At 54.4% G+C, this 16363-nt stretch carries 15 protein-coding genes; 4 read left to right on the top strand and 11 right to left on the bottom strand.

Translation table 11 applies throughout. The features are described from left to right. Positions 1 to 17 precede the first annotated feature (17 nt). From AC5DDB_RS05755 to AC5DDB_RS05730, 6 genes are all read right to left on the bottom strand, one after another. A complete protein-coding gene (locus AC5DDB_RS05755; RefSeq protein ID WP_491738732.1) occupies positions 18 to 755 on the bottom strand; it encodes a 2-phosphosulfolactate phosphatase in 738 nt (245 codons plus the stop codon). 28 nt (positions 756 to 783) lie between these two features. Continuing rightward, complete coding sequence (locus AC5DDB_RS05750; RefSeq protein WP_491738731.1) at positions 784 to 2412, bottom strand: HEAT repeat domain-containing protein; 1629 nt, start codon at positions 2410 to 2412, stop codon at positions 784 to 786. A 57-nt stretch (positions 2413 to 2469) separates the two neighbouring features. After that, on the bottom strand, positions 2470 to 3744 hold the full coding sequence (locus tag AC5DDB_RS05745; RefSeq protein ID WP_491738818.1) for a citrate synthase: 1275 nt from the start codon (positions 3742 to 3744) through the stop codon (positions 2470 to 2472). Between the two features lie 263 nt (positions 3745 to 4007). Then, complete coding sequence (locus AC5DDB_RS05740; protein ID WP_491738730.1) at positions 4008 to 6065, bottom strand: ATP-dependent helicase; 2058 nt, start codon at positions 6063 to 6065, stop codon at positions 4008 to 4010. 123 nt (positions 6066 to 6188) lie between these two features. Continuing rightward, positions 6189 to 8276 (bottom strand): ExeA family protein, encoded by a 2088-nt coding sequence (locus tag AC5DDB_RS05735; protein ID WP_491738729.1) that lies wholly within the window; start codon positions 8274 to 8276, stop codon positions 6189 to 6191. Positions 8277 to 8560: 284 nt separating this feature from the next. Beyond that, positions 8561 to 9502, bottom strand: a complete 942-nt coding sequence (locus AC5DDB_RS05730) for a Gfo/Idh/MocA family oxidoreductase (protein WP_491738728.1) — start codon at positions 9500 to 9502, stop codon at positions 8561 to 8563. Between the two features lie 264 nt (positions 9503 to 9766). Here AC5DDB_RS05730 and AC5DDB_RS05725 point away from each other — a divergent pair, with 264 nt between their 5' ends. Continuing rightward, a complete protein-coding gene (locus tag AC5DDB_RS05725) occupies positions 9767 to 11140 on the top strand; it encodes a serine/threonine protein kinase (RefSeq protein WP_491738727.1) in 1374 nt (457 codons plus the stop codon). 7 nt (positions 11141 to 11147) lie between these two features. On the opposite strand, the gene AC5DDB_RS05720 is transcribed toward AC5DDB_RS05725, so the two are convergent. After that, the gene (locus tag AC5DDB_RS05720) at positions 11148 to 11780 is read right to left on the bottom strand and encodes an SMI1/KNR4 family protein (protein WP_491738726.1); all 633 of its coding nucleotides are present in this window, start codon (positions 11778 to 11780) and stop codon (positions 11148 to 11150) included. A gap of 393 nt (positions 11781 to 12173) precedes the next feature. Here AC5DDB_RS05720 and AC5DDB_RS05715 point away from each other — a divergent pair, with 393 nt between their 5' ends. Beyond that, positions 12174 to 13121, top strand: a complete 948-nt coding sequence (locus AC5DDB_RS05715) for a hypothetical protein (RefSeq protein WP_491738725.1) — start codon at positions 12174 to 12176, stop codon at positions 13119 to 13121. A gap of 201 nt (positions 13122 to 13322) precedes the next feature. Here the strand turns inward: AC5DDB_RS05715 and AC5DDB_RS05710 are convergent, their stop codons facing one another. After that, positions 13323 to 13526 (bottom strand): FeoA family protein, encoded by a 204-nt coding sequence (locus AC5DDB_RS05710; protein WP_491738724.1) that lies wholly within the window; start codon positions 13524 to 13526, stop codon positions 13323 to 13325. Positions 13527 to 13596: 70 nt separating this feature from the next. Next, positions 13597 to 13854, bottom strand: coding sequence for a hypothetical protein (locus AC5DDB_RS05705; protein WP_491738723.1), 258 nt, complete (start codon positions 13852 to 13854; stop codon positions 13597 to 13599). 260 nt (positions 13855 to 14114) lie between these two features. Here AC5DDB_RS05705 and AC5DDB_RS05700 point away from each other — a divergent pair, with 260 nt between their 5' ends. Next, a complete protein-coding gene (locus AC5DDB_RS05700) occupies positions 14115 to 14390 on the top strand; it encodes a FeoA family protein (protein ID WP_491738722.1) in 276 nt (91 codons plus the stop codon). Continuing rightward, entirely contained in the window at positions 14387 to 14650 is a 264-nt protein-coding gene (locus tag AC5DDB_RS05695; RefSeq protein WP_491738721.1) for a hypothetical protein, read from the top strand. The genes AC5DDB_RS05700 and AC5DDB_RS05695 overlap by 4 nt, the downstream gene beginning before the upstream one ends. Before the next feature lie 29 nt (positions 14651 to 14679). Here the strand turns inward: AC5DDB_RS05695 and AC5DDB_RS05690 are convergent, their stop codons facing one another. Together AC5DDB_RS05690 and AC5DDB_RS05685 are read right to left on the bottom strand one after the other, a co-directional pair. Continuing rightward, on the bottom strand, positions 14680 to 15156 hold the full coding sequence (locus AC5DDB_RS05690; RefSeq protein ID WP_491738720.1) for a TadE/TadG family type IV pilus assembly protein: 477 nt from the start codon (positions 15154 to 15156) through the stop codon (positions 14680 to 14682). 957 nt (positions 15157 to 16113) lie between these two features. Next, positions 16114 to 16363, bottom strand: a 250-nt coding sequence (locus AC5DDB_RS05685) for a hypothetical protein (RefSeq protein WP_491738719.1), incomplete at its 5' end; no start/stop codon positions are given.

The following is a 16363-nucleotide window of genomic DNA, read 5'->3' as shown; positions in this document are numbered from 1 at the left end:
GTTCGGTCATGTTGAGGTCAGACAAGATTCACGCGGCCCGTGTTCGGGTGATATTCCGGAACAATCGGCACGTGATCGATTTGGCAGGCGGTTTTGATGTCGGCGGTAAACCCGAGTCGTATGAGATTCCGCCCACCAATGCTGTCACAGATTTCATCGTAAAGATTGTTCTTCGTATTCCGGTAACAATCCATCGCGATGTGGGCTGCATCGGTACGTTCGATCGTCTGACCGAGAGTGTTGTAACTTTCAGTGCACTCAATCGCAATTGCACCGGCACAAAGAACATCTTCGCGGGTGATTCGACCATTGGTTCCGGCGCAAACGACGTGAATTGGCAATCCGGATTCCACTGCCGACCGCGTCACCATCGACAGGTTGACAAAGGCCCCAACGAAAATCCGCTGTGCGTGGCGAGATTCGGCCAACGCTTTCGTGCCATTTGTCGTTGTGAACACGACGGTTTTCTTGCCCACCGTCTTCGATATGTAGTCGGAGGGGGAATTGCCGAAGTGGAAACCTTCGATCTTCACACCACCACGCTCACCGCCCAGAATCACCGAGTCCTCGGGAAACTCAGCCGCCAGCTTTCGGGCTTGCTCGACTGACTCGCAGGGAAGGATGGTCTCTGCACCGGCCGCAAGTGCGGTGACCATTGTTGTCGATGCGCGGAGCAGATCGACGACAATCGCGACACTCCCGGTAAGAATATCTTCTGAGAGCGTATTGGGAAGAAAATGGACGTCGAGAAGCACGGAACCAGGAAACCTTTCGCGGATATGATTAATAGCGACAGATTCGACTGGCACCATTGAGGTTTTTGCTCCAGACGGTTCGACCTTCGGGCGTGACTTCGACCACACCTTCGGAAGATGAGATCAAAGTGTTGCCGTTAGACAACCGTTGGGCATCGAGCGGATTCTTGATGTTCTCGTGAGCCCACACCACTTTGCCGCTGGCATCATACTCGGCAACGCGTTTCGAGGTGGCTTCAGTCACGAGCAAATGCCGATTCGGCAACATCTGAGCTGATCGGGGTTTCCCAAGGTCTTTGAGTTCCCAGACGGGATCCCCATCCTGGTTGACTTCAACGACTTTCTGTGCCTGGTACAGCGTGATCAGAGTATGACCGTTGGGTAGCCGTTGGGCGTCCATCGGCGTGCCTGAAGTGGTGATTTCCCACGCCCTCGATTTGTCCGGTCGGTACTCGATAATTTTGCCGGTGTTGTAACACGAGACCAATGTGTTGCCATTGGTGAGACGCTGCACACTAAACGGGCGACCGGGAATGTCTTTGATGCTCCAGATCTCTTCGCCATCTTGGTTGTACTCAGAAATCGCCTGCTGAGTGTAGAAACAGACCACACGGTGACCTTCCGGGGTGCCGTCGCAGTCCCAGGGACCGTTGAGTTTCTCCATTTTCCAGGTTTCTTCACCCCGCTCGTCGAGTTCGACAACTTCCTTGCGTCCGTAGTAACAAATCAGGGTACGACCGAGTTCGACATCACCTTCGAGAATCGGCAAATTCAATGGCGTTGTGGCACCGTTTTGAGCGACCCACATTCGCCAATCGTTCGCCGCCTGTTGTCGAGAGGCCGGCTCATCGTAAGGAGTAAACTGGAAGCGTTGCCCGGTGGCCGATCGCAATGCTTGGGCCGCTTGCAGGCGAACGGGAAGCTCATCGGAACCCAGTAATTCGACGAGCGTTTCCAACGTGTCCCGATGACCATGATTGAGTAACGCCCGAGCAGCAACCAACCGCAGACTGTGGTCGTCTTGTTCCAGCAACGGCAGAAAATCCATCGTTGCCTCCGGGCCGAGTACCCGATCGAGTGCACCGACTGCAGCTACCGCAATTGCGGACTCCTCACTATTCAACAGTCCGCGGAGCCAGTCGGCATCGTCGACCGTCGCGGAAGTCGACAGGGCTTGTCGACCGGCACGTTGGACCGATTCGGTTTGAGCCAGACTCAAAGAGTTGGCGACCGGTTTCGCAAGCCCGGAGATCTTACGATTCTTAATCAGGCTGTACACTGCGAACAGTATGCGATCGGTTCGCGTGCGGTTCAATTTCAGAATCTGCCGTGAGCGCCAACGGATTTCCGGGTCGGTGCTTTCACCGGCTTCGATCAACACGTTGGGGCAGCAACCGGGCAGTTCCAACAACTCTCGGGTTGCTGCCTCGCGTCGGAAGAATTCATCGTCGCCGAGTTGTTGTGTCAACTCGTGGAGATGAGTCACCATTTCCGGAGTGGGATGCAAACTTTCAAGGAATTCCCGCAACGCGACATCGTTATCCTGAATTTCATATTCGGTCAGGATATCGATGTAAAAACTGTCGCCGGACGCCAGAGAGTTGCGACACAACAATGTCAAAATCATCCAGATGGTAAGATGAAGCAGTCGTTTCATGACGGCACCTGGATTCATAAGACAGAGTCGACGAAAGCGATTTGGGACCGATCAATTTTAGCCGCGACCTTCGATGGCAACATAATCTCGTTGAGTTTCGCCCGTGTAAATCTGACGCGGGCGGTAGATGCGGCTGCGGCGATCGTCGCGGAGTTCCTTCCAGTGAGCCAACCAACCCGGCAAACGTCCCAGGGCAAACATGACGGTGAACATATTGGTTGGAATGCCCATCGCGCGGTAAAGGATGCCGCTGTAGAAATCGACGTTGGGGTAGAGTTTTCGCGAGATGAAGTATTCGTCGGTCAACGCGACTTCTTCCAATTGCTTGGCGATATCGAGTAGCGGGTCGGTTTTGCCCATTTGATCGAGAACCGCATCAGCCGACTCCCGGAGAATATTCGCTCGTGGGTCAAAGTTCTTGTAAACGCGGTGACCGAAGCCCATGAGTCGGAAGTTATCGTTCTTGTCTTTCGCTTTCTCGACCCACTTTTTGTAGTCGCCGCCGTCTTCTTGGATCATTTCCAGCATCTCGAGGACCGCTTGATTCGCCCCGCCGTGAAGCGGCCCGGACAAGGCACTAATCCCGGCTGAAATCGACGCGAATAAGTCAGCCTGTGAACTAGCGACCATGCGAACCGTCGAGGTGCTGCAGTTCTGTTCGTGATCGGCGTGCAAGATCAGCAATTTGTTGAGAGCTTTGACATGCTCGGCGGGAACTTCGTAATCCTCGGCGGGCACGGAGAACATCATTCGCAGGAAGTTCTCACAGAACGTTAGGTGGTTGAGCGGGTAAACGAACGGCTGGCCAACCGACTTCTTGTAAGCATACGCCGTGATGGTTTTGACTTTGGCCATCAGGCGGATGATGTTCTGCTCACGTTCCTCATCGACGACCGGGTAATAACTCGAAAGCGAAGCGACCATCGAGGAGAGAACGGCCATCGGGTGGGCGTTCGGCGGAAATCCTTCGAAGAATTTCTTCATGTCCTCGTGGAGCAAACTGTGATAGGTCAGCTCATGTCGAAAATCCTCGAGTTCCGCTGTCGTCGGTAGCTTGCCGTAGATGAGTAGATAACTGGTTTCGATGAATGAACTTTGCTCGGCGAGTTGCTCGATGGGGTATCCGCGATACCGCAAGATGCCCTTTTCGCCATCGATGAAAGTGATCGCACTTTGACACGATCCCGTGTTGGCGAACCCCGGATCTAATGTGATGGCACTCGAATCCGAGCGGAAGCTGGTGATGTCGATGCCGGCTTCACCTTCCGACCCAACCACGACTGGGAGTTCATATTCTTTGCCATCAAGAATTACCTTGGCCGTGCTCATCAGATTCGTCCTTCAGGGTCAGCGGATTCTATTGTATTCAATTATTATGTGATTCTTGCCGATTGGCCGTCGGTAAACGCATTGAGTCGGGCCACTCGGTGTGTATTGTTGGGTTTTCTCGAAGTTTTCGCCACCCTACGCAAAGGAAAGTCGAGAAAGCCCCCGCAGCAATGAGTTTTGCTTCACCATACCATGCTTCGGCTTGCAGAGATACGAAATTGCAGCCCGTTCGCATCGAGAACGAAGTTAGCCGTCAAAAAATTGGCTTAACCCTCGCCCCACAGTGAGTTTAACCGCCGACGAACCTCCTGGGAACTCTCCCGTTGGGCCGGCGACTTTTTCGATTCTGCGGGTGAGTACACGTGCTCGTCAAACGATCCGCGAACGTCGTCGCTGAGGAACGACGTAAGTCGGCTGAACGATGCTGCAAAAAACTGTCCACGTTGTCCCAGCATGCGTTGCGGATGACATACAAATAACCGGTTCTTGGCCCGAGTGAGAGCCACGTAAAACAGCCGACGTTCCTCTTCGGTTTGTTCCGCCGAACCGGTGGCCATGTCCGACGGAATACTGCCCTCGATCGCCTGCAATACGAACACGCTGTCCCATTCGAGCCCTTTTGCCGAGTGGATCGTGCTGAGGACTAACCAGTCATCTTCGTCGGGTGCTGCGGGATCGCCAAGTTCTGCGGTCGATGACGGCGGATCGAGTGTGACTTCCGCGAGAAAACTTGCTCGATCTGCAAACCGGGCCGCCAGAATTTCCAGTTGTTCCAAATCTCGGAGTCGAGCGGCGGCGTGGTCGTGTGTTTCCTCGAGGAGAGGTTTATAGAACTCACGAACACGTTCGACTTGCGCAGAGACCGCCGCATCCGCCAACGGCCCGGATGACAAATCTTCCAACAGTTTCACAAATGGCTCCCATTGACCGCGAGTGCTGGCCGGGGCCTTGAATTCCGACCAGGCGGTCAGTGAACCATCGGCATCGCGGAGCGTTTCCATCAGTCGATTGGCACGGGCATTGCCAATACCGGGCAGCAAACACAACACTCGCGTGCCAGCGACGATATCTCGCGGGTTCTCTGCCAACCGTAGATACGCAAGCAAATCTTTCACATGGGCTGACTCGATGAATTTCAACCCGCCATATTTTCGAAATGGAATGTTCCGTCGAGTGAGTTCCAGTTCCAAACCCGCACTGTGATACGAAGCCCGGAACAACACCGCTTGATCCTGCAACCGCACTCCTTCCTCACGGGCTTTCAAGACTTGTTCGATCACGAACTCACATTGCGATTCCTCATCCGCACATCGCACCACCTGCGGACGCACACCGTGTTCTCGCTCGGACCAAAGCCGTTTGGCATGCCACTCGGCAGACTCGGCAATCACGCGGTTGGTCGCATCGAGAATTGGTTGCGTGCTACGGTAGTTTTGTTCGAGCGTAACGATCTCCGTGCCAGGAAATTCTTCTGGGAAATCGAGAATGTTCCGAACGGTTGCGGCTCGGAACGAGTAAATCGACTGCGAATCGTCTCCCACAACCGTGAGCCCTTCACCGTCGGGGACAAGGCGTTTCAAGATACTGGCCTGCAACACGTTCGTATCTTGGTATTCGTCGACATGGACGCGATCGAACAATCCACGAACGACGTCGGCTCCCTGTGGATTCTCCAAGAGTGCCAGCCAAAACACGAGGAGATCGTCGTAGTCCAGCACTACATGGGCTTCCTTGCGTTCGGTATACGCCCGGAACAATCGCGCGAGATTCTCCTCATGAGACACGTGACTGGGGAAGTCCTCGGTGAGTACGGTTTTCAACGGTGCTGAACGATTTACGCAGCGGCTGTAAATCGCCAGACAAGTGCCTTTGAGTGGGAAGCGGCGTTTCGCGTCGGACAGGTTTAAATCCGTTCGCACGACGTTCAGCAAGTCTTCGGCATCGCTGCGATCGAGAATCGTGAATTCCGGTCCGAGTCCCAGTACATCGCCGTACCGCCGCAGCAGTCGGAGTGCGACGGAGTGAAATGTCCCGCCGAAGACACTCGACGAATGCCGCTCGGTTTTGCCGACGGCTCGCAAAATGTCGTCGACCCGTCGCAACATTTCCGCTGCGGCACGTCGGCTGAATGTCAGCAGAAGAATTCGGCGAGGGGAAGTCCCATGCAGAATCTGCCATGCGACACGGTGAGCAAGGGTGGTCGTTTTTCCGGTCCCCGCACCGGCCACGATCAGTAACGGCGATTCACCATGCCGAACCGCTCGCTGTTGAGCTTCGTTCAGTTCCGCAATCAACGCATCGGACGGGGTTTTCGACACTGTCATCAAGAAGCCTGAATACAAGAAAGGCCGACGAACGGTTCTCGGATCAGGCTCCGTTATAGCAGGATGCATGCATATCGGTCGAATGACTGTCGTCCGACTTCTTAGAAACTCACCTCGAAGCCGTTACGAACGCAACTTTCGTCGAAGCTTCGTAAAGAGGCTGCCGTACTTCCGAGTTCGCTTTGGCGGAGACGTTTCCGACGCATCGGACTGAGCTTCTGCGAGCTGTTCAGCAATCGACTTCACTTTCGGTTTCACACTCGCCACGGATACGTCTGGGGAACTGCTTCCCAATTTCTCTGTCAAAGTGTCCTGAAGTGCAGACGCAAGTTGCTGATCAACCTCTCGGTTCCGCGGACTGCCGTAGAGTTCGGTTTGCGTGCTGATACAGGTATCGAGCACCAACGCGCCGATTTCCGCTTCCAACTCGAGGTCAGGCTCTGCTTGATGGAACGAATCGATCTGATCTCGAACCGATTGCAACACGTCCGCCGCGCCTCCATCCGGTGAAACCGGCTCGTGGATTTGCTGTTCGAAGTTGATGTCGTCATTGAGAACACTGTCGACCTGCGGCAGAATCTCATCGATGGTTTTCAGTGGATCGCCATACGAAGACGGCACTTTCGATTCGTCTTCGTGCACGCTGACGGCGTCTTCGATCCATTCGACTGGGAGCGATTGTTGAGTCCAGGGCGACACCTCCGGTTGAAGCCAACACGCTTCCTCGCGACGAAGTTTCTCCGTCGGGCAGATCGACGTCGTGACGGTCGCAACGCTCATCGTCGGTACCGGGCGTCCCGAGTCCAACGCTGCATATCGATCCCGGATCGTTTCTTCGGCGAAAGACCAAGCATACGGACCGACCGCTTGTCGAATCCGTTCGGTCTCGAGTGCGACCGGGTTCTCTTTCCACGACGGTAATGGCGGGACGATTACGGAATGTTCGACTGTGTTCGTCGCGGGTTCCGGAAGCGATTCAGACGCCATGGGTTCATCAGGCGATCCGAACTCGATCACACTCGATTCCGTCGTGTCGCTCGCACCGTCATCGATGGTCGATTCAATTGCATAGGCGGCGTGCGGAACATATGCCGGTTCGACCGATTCTTCGCCGCCAACCTCGAACACAGACGATTCTGGTGTTTCCACAACGGCGGTCGACTCGGCGGGTGATTCAATCTCCTCACCGATCACTCCTGCGTTGTCATCGTATTCATTGCCGAACTCGAAAACGGCGGCTTCCTCGGTCACTTCAGACGGGACGGCTTCGGTTTCGAGATTCGCTGCCGAGTCCACATTCTCAATGAACGACGAGTCCGCGGTTTCGTCCTCGAATGATTCTTCGCAGAACTGAACGTGCTCGGACGGAATAGGTGCGTTCGGCACGTTATTCCACTGCAACGGCAAGGGTTTCAAATCCTCCAACGCCTCGTGGACGCGGTCGACGCTAATCGGTTGCTCTTGCATCGCATATCCCAACAAAAGCGTATGGTCGCACAGTTGATTCAGACAGCGTGGCACACCACCACTCGCCTGAGAAATTGCCAGCATGGTCTCGGCCGAAAACACTCCGTCGACATTCGTGCCAGCCAGTTGCAATCGCTCGACCACGTATGTGATCGACTCTTCATGACTCAGCGGTTCCAGGAAGACATGGCAACCGATCCGCTGATTCAACGCTTCCATTTGCCGTTCGATTAATCGTTCTTCGAACGACATATGAGCCGACAACACCACACGCACCATTGGCACGCCGTCAATCGCCAAGTGTGTGAGCGTTCGTACTTCTTCCAGCATTGCGTCGCTGAGAAAATTCGCCTCGTCGACGATCAAGACCAGCCCACGAGTTTCCTCGCTAAGCTCACGCAACGCCGATTGCAGTTCCAGCCGAAGTTCTTGTTGATCGAGCCGGGTGTACGGATGACCGATCTCGTAAAGAATCGCCTGCAACAAGGCTCGCAGACTGGGATAATTTGCACTCGGCAGAGAGACGACCGTGAACTCGTCAGCCAGTCGCTCGGCCAAGTTCTGACAGACGAGAGTTTTTCCGAGTCCGACATCACCGGTGAGAATCCCGATGCCGAGATCTTCACGCACAGTGTGTTCGAGCGTTTCCAGAGCGGCTTCTGCCGATTCATTCGGCACGTAGAACGCCAAATCTGGAGTGGGTGCGAACGGACGACGGCTCAGCCCATACAGCGATTCGTACATCGGAACGCCAACTCCCTCGGCGACAATTCACAACTCAATAGACTTCGCAAATTCTGGCGCGTATCTCATCCCGAGAACACGTCGCTTCGAAGTCATCGACCGGCAGCCGAAACTCACTCCAGCAAATTCCCCGCAACCGGAAAAGTTTGGCTAGATATCCAAGCAGTGGGTATCAATGGACAGGAAACAGAACGCAGCGTCCTGGCCAAGAAAGTCGCCGAAACAAACACGCGACCGGTCCTAGGGAACGATAGCTGATTGTCCCTTAACGCATGTTCCCCGAATCACACGGCGTCGATTGGGTTGATCCGTAGCATTCGGCCTTGCACGAGGCTCCGACGAGCTTCTTCGAGGACTTGGAGATGACTGCATAAGTCGCCGAGATCTGCGACCGGGATCAGACCGCCCACCACGCGGCGGCAAAAATGGTCGATCAACACTTCCGCAGCCGGTCGTTCGGAACTGAGATCCTCGACGGTCTCCTTGTCCTCACACTTCCAGCGGATACAGTGGGTTTCTTCGATTGTAATGTGGCCCTGATCCCCTTCGACAACCAATCGAGGTGTCTCAGTCGAATCACCGGGTTGCAGATGGATTTCCGCGCGGGGCTTGAAACTCGCGATTCGCGGTTGACGAAATTCGACAACTAAATGTTCGCCCTGGCCATTCTGGGTTGCGTGAATCGTCGCAGGCGGTGTCCGAGCAATGTGCCGACACCAATCTAACAACGCCGTCAATTCAGGAGAGGCGACTAATCCAGGCTGGTCGGTTTGCATCGTCGCGCGGATCACACGCGGTGGTCCAATGCGAGTGGCTAACAACTCTTGCACGCGATGAGTTACAGGTTGGTATCGCCGCAGAAACTCCGGCATGAGTGTCAATCCGGTCGAAAGTCCACTCAGATGTAGCCGGGCGAGCGTATCCATCGGCAGCGTAACGGGACACGCGATCAGCGTCGGTTTGCGGGCGGCGATGGCGAATTGCAGCGGGCAATCACCTTGCCATTCGGCACTCAGCCATAGGATACCGCGGATGTCCGGTCGGCTCATCATTGCGTGAATGCCACCGATGGCGTCTGCATCGACACTCTTCGCAGCAGCGATCCCCCGACTGGGTACGCAGTCGTAGACCGCGCAGACGCGGACTCGCGACCTTAACGCTCGCAGCGCCGGACGATATCGTGACTCCCAGTCCGGCCCGAGGCCGATGATTCCCAAATTGACCATATTGGCTTGTCATCGAAAAGGTTACACCCCATCTGCGATGGGCTGCTCACCGTAGGTTTTCAAATCATCATACGGTGATTCCGAAAGGACACAAACCCAGATTCTCGAACTGGATTCGCACAATGCGTGGGAACAGCACGATGTCACAGCGAGAATTCCGAACTTCACTGCGTTGGATCAGAATAATCCCTGCATCCAATGTGCTAAAACGTTATACTACAGGAACAAATTAGACTAACCAACTTCACTCCACGAGGTCGGCCCGTGTCGGAAGAACCAAATGATCTGATTGATGGATATCGCCCTATCAATGAGATTTCGTCCGGAAGTTCGACGATCATCGAGGAAGTCGTAGAAGAAGCAAGCGGCACCCATTACGCAATGAAGCTGCTACGGCCCGAAGCGTTGGAAGATGCCGAGCACAAAGCGACTCTCAAGCGGGAATCGAAAATCGGTCTCACGCTGAAACATCCGAACATCATCGAAACTCATAAAGTCAAAGTGACAAAAGAGTTCGGTTATATTCTGATGGAGTATTTCCGCGCCCCGAACCTGAAACAACAGCTCAAAGGTGATTTGCCGGAGTTGCAATCGCGATTTCGCAAACTCTTTGATGGATTGTGTCAGGCGTTTGCCTTCATGCACGAGAAGGGCTGGGTTCACAAGGACATCAAGCCGGATAATATCTTGTTCAACCGTGGTGGCGAACTCCGGGTGATCGATTTCTCCCTGACGGTGAAGAAAGCCGGCGGACTGGGGAAACTCCTGGGTCTGGGTGGCAATGTTGTTCAGGGAACGCGAACGTATATCGCCCCGGAAACGATTCGGAAAAAGCCCGCTACCGAAGCCACCGACATCTACAGCTTGGGTATCGTCGCGTTCGAGGTGTTGACCGGACGGGTTCCGTTTTCCGCCACCACTCCGGGAGATATGCTGCGAGCGCATCTTCAAACGCCTGCACCAACGCCATCGGTCCTCAACCCGAACGTGACGACCGAAATGGACCGCATCATCGCAAAGATGTTGGCGAAGAAACCGGAAAATCGTTACAAGGACATGAACGAGCTTCACGCGGAACTTCGTTCTGTGAAAGCCTTTAAGGAAGATCCTACAGAGATGGCGGCTGCCAAGATTGCCAAAGCGGAAGCCGACCGAAAAGCGAATTTGGCTAGCTTGGGTAATCGACTCGACAGCCGAACCGATGCGGAACGGCAGGCGTTGGGTATCAAAGCGGAAGTTCCCAAGCCCAAACCGAAGGCGAAGATTCTCGCTCCGTCTAAGAAAAAGAAAGACAGTCCGACGCAGAATCAACCGGCTGCACAATCCCCGCCGCCACAGCAAATGCCGCCCGGGTATCCGCAGTATCCCCAGTACCCACAACAAATGCCGCCGGGGTATCCGCAATTTCCGCCGCAGATGCCACCTAATTACGGAGGCCAACCGTACCCGCCGCAGGGACCGCCTCAACAACCGATGCCACAGCAACAACCGCCACAGCCGGCTCCGCCTCAACAGCAACCGGCCGCACAGCAGAAGCCCCCTGCTCCGCAGCAGAAACCGAAGGACGAAAAACCAAAGGTGACTGACAAAGCTGCCGACCTGGAAGAAATGAGCATCGACGACCTGGACATTTTGTAATTACTGGTCATCCGGCCGAATCGCCCGCTAGTAACGACAGAAACGCGTCGCGAAAGCGGGCCACATTTTCGAGATTTCCGACCATTAGGCCGTATTCGCTCCAAAACGGTTCGAGCGTCCGCAGTTCCGGACCAATGAAGAACAGTCGCTCCCACTTCTCCCAGAACTCACCGAAGTCGGCTTCAAGCACGAACGATTCACTATCACAATCGAGATAAATGACTTGTTCATACTCGTCGAATGCCAAAAAGTCGCCGTTTTCGAGTTTGGCAAACGGAATCGATGCTCCCCAGGCGTATCGCTCACACGAGTCGTTGACGACCCATGATTGCAGTGCCCATTTGAGCATCTCGATCTTGGTCGAAACCAACTCACCCGGTGAAAGTAGCTGTGGCCCGCCGATTAACCGTTCTCCCGAGAAGCTGATGGCGAACCGTTCCTGGATTTCGGGCGTGAGTTCACGTTGATACCGGCCTCGAATGCCGCCGGCAACCGTTTGGTAGAACTCCGTCAAATCCGTCGGCAATGGGACTTCCGCAACGTGCGTTGGCACCGCAGCGGTTGGCGGGTCGATTTCGAGCGACGTCGCAAACCCCGATCGAGCCAATCGGAAAAAGAGTTGTTCGATCGTCGCGATCATCCCATGACTTCGTCAGTGTAGTATCGGGAATTCCCGGTTTTAAGGTCGATCACCTACGACTCGTGCAGGCGTCATTGCACTTTGATTTCGACAAACCGGCATTGCTGGTCCATTTGCATCGCGGATCTTTGAGAAAATTCCATCATGCGGGACTTCAGTGATGTTGAGTTTGTCGGTTTGTAACGATTCTACCTGTTCCCCGACTGGATGATCATTGCTTCTCCAAACTCCCACGCGGGGTGCCGGAAACGGGTGGACACTCTCATGACAAGGTTCCGATACACCCCCCAGTTACGCACAAATCGTCGTTGGCGTGGTCCGAAGGCTTTCCGCCATGCGACCCCGGCGGCTGAATTAACTTCCATAGTCTACTCTACATAGGCGGGGTACCGGATGTTACGTCCATTGTTCCGGTTTAGTCTGCTCCTGACGGTAGCAGCGTTTTCGATTAGCCCGATCCATGCGCAAGTCACACCGGGAACGGGTTTACGACTGGTTTACGATGACTTCGAAGACGAAAACTGGAACTTCGTCCACAACTTCCCCAAAAGTAGCGAAGAGCAGGACGGCCAGCAACGTTATCCGGCCGGCTACTCGACAAATGGCAAATTCGGTGAGGGACTCAAACGGGGACAACCCGACTTGATCAAACGGGTTGCCACGCCGCCCGGCGGACCGGCGGGAAGTTTGGGGTCGCTGATGTTGCGATCTCGCGATACCGGTATTCCCAACCGACCAGCGTACAAAACGAACCAAGACGATTTCGTCTTCAACGCCAGTTCGCATGTCGGAACGATCCCGGTTTACCGGTCCCCAAGTTGTGTATGCCGCGTTTATCTCCCGCCGTTTGATCAATGGGACAACAAGACCGGTACCACATTCGGCTTCCGCGGCGACGTCCAAACGACGAAGGAAGAACAAAAAACGAAGAAGTTCTTGTTCTTCAAGCGGAAGAAGACGGTCAAAGAAACCGAACTCTACTGGCCGGGAATGTTCATCCAGTTCAATAGCAAATCGGATCGCCAGTACAACTTCGATTCCGCGGTGATCATCATCCGTGGTGACGAGACGGGCGAGGATTTCGTCGGTCCGCAGATCAAGCAAGTCGGCTGGTGGACATTGGGAATGTCGTTCACGCCGGACGGACGCGTTCACTACTATGCAAGCCCAGGGGTCGACCCACTACAGCCTTCCGATCGTATCGCCTCGAAATTCCCCTACGGTTATAAGTGCGAACAATTCAACACCTGCTTCTTCAACATTACCAGCCGCGACGACAATCGCACCTGGTCGACACCGTGGATCATCGATGACGTCGCCGTCTATGCCTTGCGTCGCTAGATCTGAACATCCATAACGGATGCAGAAGATTATCAACGGCTAAAGCCCGTGCGTTTGACAAGCTGATTCCACCCAATAGGGTGGTTGCCGACTCCGTGCCGCCGGTTCATCCCCTCATCCGGCGGCGCGGAGTATTTTTATGCGCTCGTGAATTGAACATGATTGGCCGCGAGAAGTCTTGAAACGAGTCTGGCGATTCTTTTAAGCCAACTCGACCAAGACCAACGCGAGTTCATCGGCACGAAAAGTCATACGATGATCCCCGACTGCGACGATGCAGGGGCTACCTGCACGGACCATTCGCACGCCCACGCCTTCGCGAAATCCCATCTCTGCGAGTCGACTTACAAACTGCTCATCGCCGTCGACCTGCGCAATCCGCCCACATTCGCCAGAACGTAACATCTCAAGCGGAATCATGTGAGACACGGAAAACCCTACGAAAATGGCGTGAATAGACCAGCCCAGTCGCAACCTACCGATCTCGTCGTCTGAACCAGTAGCGAATGGCTGATGAAATCCCAGCGTAGCGAAAGTCATCGTCAATGTAATGTTCGATGACGTAGAACGCAAAATAGTAGGCGCGAGCAAAACACCAGACGCACACCGCCAATAAGACAGCGGTTCTCCACTCTGGCGATTCTAACAAGATTAGCCCGCCCGAGATAATGCCGCCGATGACGAATAGGATGGCCTTCAGGTACATCCAACGCGGATTCTTGAGGTCACCCATTAGTCGATGTTTCCTTCGGCAAGCTCTTTTTCGTCGCGCTGATCCGGGTTTTTGCGCGGGAAATTCCCGTTTTCATGCCGTTCTAATTTCACGAATTCGAAGTCAATTTGCAAGATTTAGACTTCGCCCAATGCTCGTCGTGGAAATGCAATAAATACCGAGGTCGTCGAGAGTTGCAACGCAACTTCTGCAACGCTAGTCTTGACCGAGCGTTCGACTGATCTACATTTTAATGGCGGCGGAAAGGATTGGAGGTCACCATGACCCAACTCGACAAACTCCGACCTGGCGAACGCGGTCGAATCGTAGATATTCACGGCGACGATGCTATTGCCATCCGTTTGATGGAGATGGGATTAGTCGATGGCGAAGAGATCGCGGTGATGGGTTACGCCCCATTGGGGGACCCTGTTGAATGCCGTGTTCGTGGCTATCGAATTTCGCTGCGGTTAGCCGAGGCGAAACGTGTCGAAGTGGAACGGATTCCATCGACGGAATCCCAAGCGTCGGCCCCCTCCTCAGGAGAAACAACGTGACAACCCCTGATCCAACTTCATTAGACGGACTTCGCGACCACTGGCTTGATCACATCCGCGATGTGATTCGTTCCCGCCATTACACCTGGCTGCCAGAGGGGCTCGGCGGTGAACCGGTAGACGTCGCCATGACTTGCCTGCTGACAGACATCATGCATGTCTGCAAACGCTGCAACGTCGATTTCGATCAGATTCTGGATGCTAGTCGCAAACGCTTCGAAGTCGAGGAAGCCGAAGCCGCGGAACAAAGCGACCTTTAGTACCGGATGAATTGAAACCTTAAGCTCCGTTATTCCCGCCGCATCGCGGCCATCCCGCGTAAGTGCTTATCGTTGAGATAGTTCCCGGGAATGAAGCTCACCTTGTTGAACGGAACATCGATCGCAACTTGAATCAGGTCGCCGGAATTTGTATTGGCGACCTGGTTGCCAGCATCGGGGTTACCGGGAGCCGGCGTGACGGTGATGTTGATGACGAGATCGCCGGCGGCAACGTTTGCTGCCTGAAGCATAAACGTCTCGATTGTCGACTTCACATTCGAATTTGTTGCCCCGTCGATGATTGCCTGTCGGGCACCCTCACGGGCTGCGTTGGTTACGAGTTGGCTGACCATCATTGCCCGACCGAACTCGACGATGCCAAGCGTAACCATCATAAAGATGGGCAAAACCAACGCCATTTCGACGAGAGCTGTACCTCGGCGGGTATCAGTCACATGTTGGGTCATCGGTTTTCGACAATCGCTTTTTGCGTTTCGTGTCTTCATAATTTCATACCTTTCCCGCGAATCGATCCACCGCAATATCGGTGCGATCTCTCCGGGGTGTCGAGACAACATCTGCTGAAACGTAGCTCACGTAATCGGCAGCGTGGAGCAAACTTGCGAAAATTTCGAATTCCTCGAGTTTTTTGCTCAAGTGTTGTCATGCGATCGGCTGCGACTGTCAGTTCTCAAGGTGTTGCAACCTTGATGTCATCGGTACGTGAGTCCGGTTTGCCCGCAAAGTTTGTGTAATCTCCGAGAACACCGCCCACGACCTAAACTATTTAACATGTGCAACTTCTCAATAATTCCTGAAGTCGCGGATTGGTAAACTCCGATAAGTTCTTACAGACGCGGGAAGGATTTGACTCGCGTCAGCTTTCCGGCTCCCAAAGACGTGAGCCGCCACAGACCGCCGCCGCACGCCACTCGACAGCACCACGCCGGTTCGCTTCCGCCCGTCGAATTGCGAACTCCGTTGCCCAGTGATTGCTTGTCAGCCACCATCGCCCAACTGCCTACCCGCCTTCACGCACCGAAAGGATTTCGTTCATGCTTTCTCTCCGTTTTTGCTTCCGTATTGCCCTTGGTATTTTGATTGCCTTTGCCGGTTTGGCCGTCGTTGCCTACGCCGACGAACTACCGACCATCGAATTTGCAGGCCCAGCGATCGCCGAAAAACCGATCCGCCCCATCCAAGTTGCGGAGCCAATCGTCGATGTCACAGACTTAGGTTCCGAGACCGAGAACGTTCTCACCAACGAGCCGGCGATTGAAGTTGTCATCACCAAAGTCGAAATCATTCTGCCGATCAACATAACCGCCGAACCCAAGAGACCGGCGGGTCCCGCGATTGCCGAGAAGCCGATCGTCGGCGAAGTTCTCGAAGTACCTGTTGTCGCTGAAGTGACTAAAGAACCTGTTGTCGTTGAGCAGGTCGAAGAACTGAAAACGGTCGAGTTAGTTCAGTCGCCAGTCGTCGGACCTGCGGTCGCCGAGAAGCCAGTCCGAATCTTGGCCAAACTCGGACCAGCCGTTGCCGAGAAGCCAGCTCCGGTCGAAATCGAATTCGCCGAAGTCGAAGTGGCCGAAGTTGAAGTGACCGAAGTTGAAGTGACCGAAGTTGAAGTGACCGAAGTTGAAGTGACCGAAGTCGAAGTGACCGAAGTTGAAGTGACCGAAGTTGAAGTGACCGAAGTTGAAGTGACCG

The organism is Thalassoroseus sp., from assembly GCF_984380535.1.
The sequence above is the reverse complement of the archived record's forward strand: the minus strand, read 5'-3'. Positions and strand labels throughout refer to the sequence as shown.

Bases quoted from the DNA above. Each gene is read 5' to 3' on its own strand.
- AC5DDB_RS05750 (WP_491738731.1), bottom strand. From the start codon at position 2,412: ATGAAACGACTGCTTCATCTTACCATCTGGATGATTTTGACATTGTTG.
- AC5DDB_RS05740 (WP_491738730.1), bottom strand. From the start codon at position 6,065: ATGACAGTGTCGAAAACCCCGTCCGATGCGTTGATTGCGGAACTGAAC.
- AC5DDB_RS05735 (WP_491738729.1), bottom strand. From the start codon at position 8,276: ATGTACGAATCGCTGTATGGGCTGAGCCGTCGTCCGTTCGCACCCACT.
- AC5DDB_RS05730 (WP_491738728.1), bottom strand. From the start codon at position 9,502: ATGGTCAATTTGGGAATCATCGGCCTCGGGCCGGACTGGGAGTCACGA.
- AC5DDB_RS05720 (WP_491738726.1), bottom strand. From the start codon at position 11,780: ATGATCGCGACGATCGAACAACTCTTTTTCCGATTGGCTCGATCGGGG.
- AC5DDB_RS05715 (WP_491738725.1), top strand. From the start codon at position 12,174: ATGTTACGTCCATTGTTCCGGTTTAGTCTGCTCCTGACGGTAGCAGCG.
- AC5DDB_RS05710 (WP_491738724.1), bottom strand. From the start codon at position 13,526: ATGTTACGTTCTGGCGAATGTGGGCGGATTGCGCAGGTCGACGGCGAT.
- AC5DDB_RS05705 (WP_491738723.1), bottom strand. From the start codon at position 13,854: ATGGGTGACCTCAAGAATCCGCGTTGGATGTACCTGAAGGCCATCCTA.
- AC5DDB_RS05700 (WP_491738722.1), top strand. From the start codon at position 14,115: ATGACCCAACTCGACAAACTCCGACCTGGCGAACGCGGTCGAATCGTA.
- AC5DDB_RS05690 (WP_491738720.1), bottom strand. From the start codon at position 15,156: ATGAAGACACGAAACGCAAAAAGCGATTGTCGAAAACCGATGACCCAA.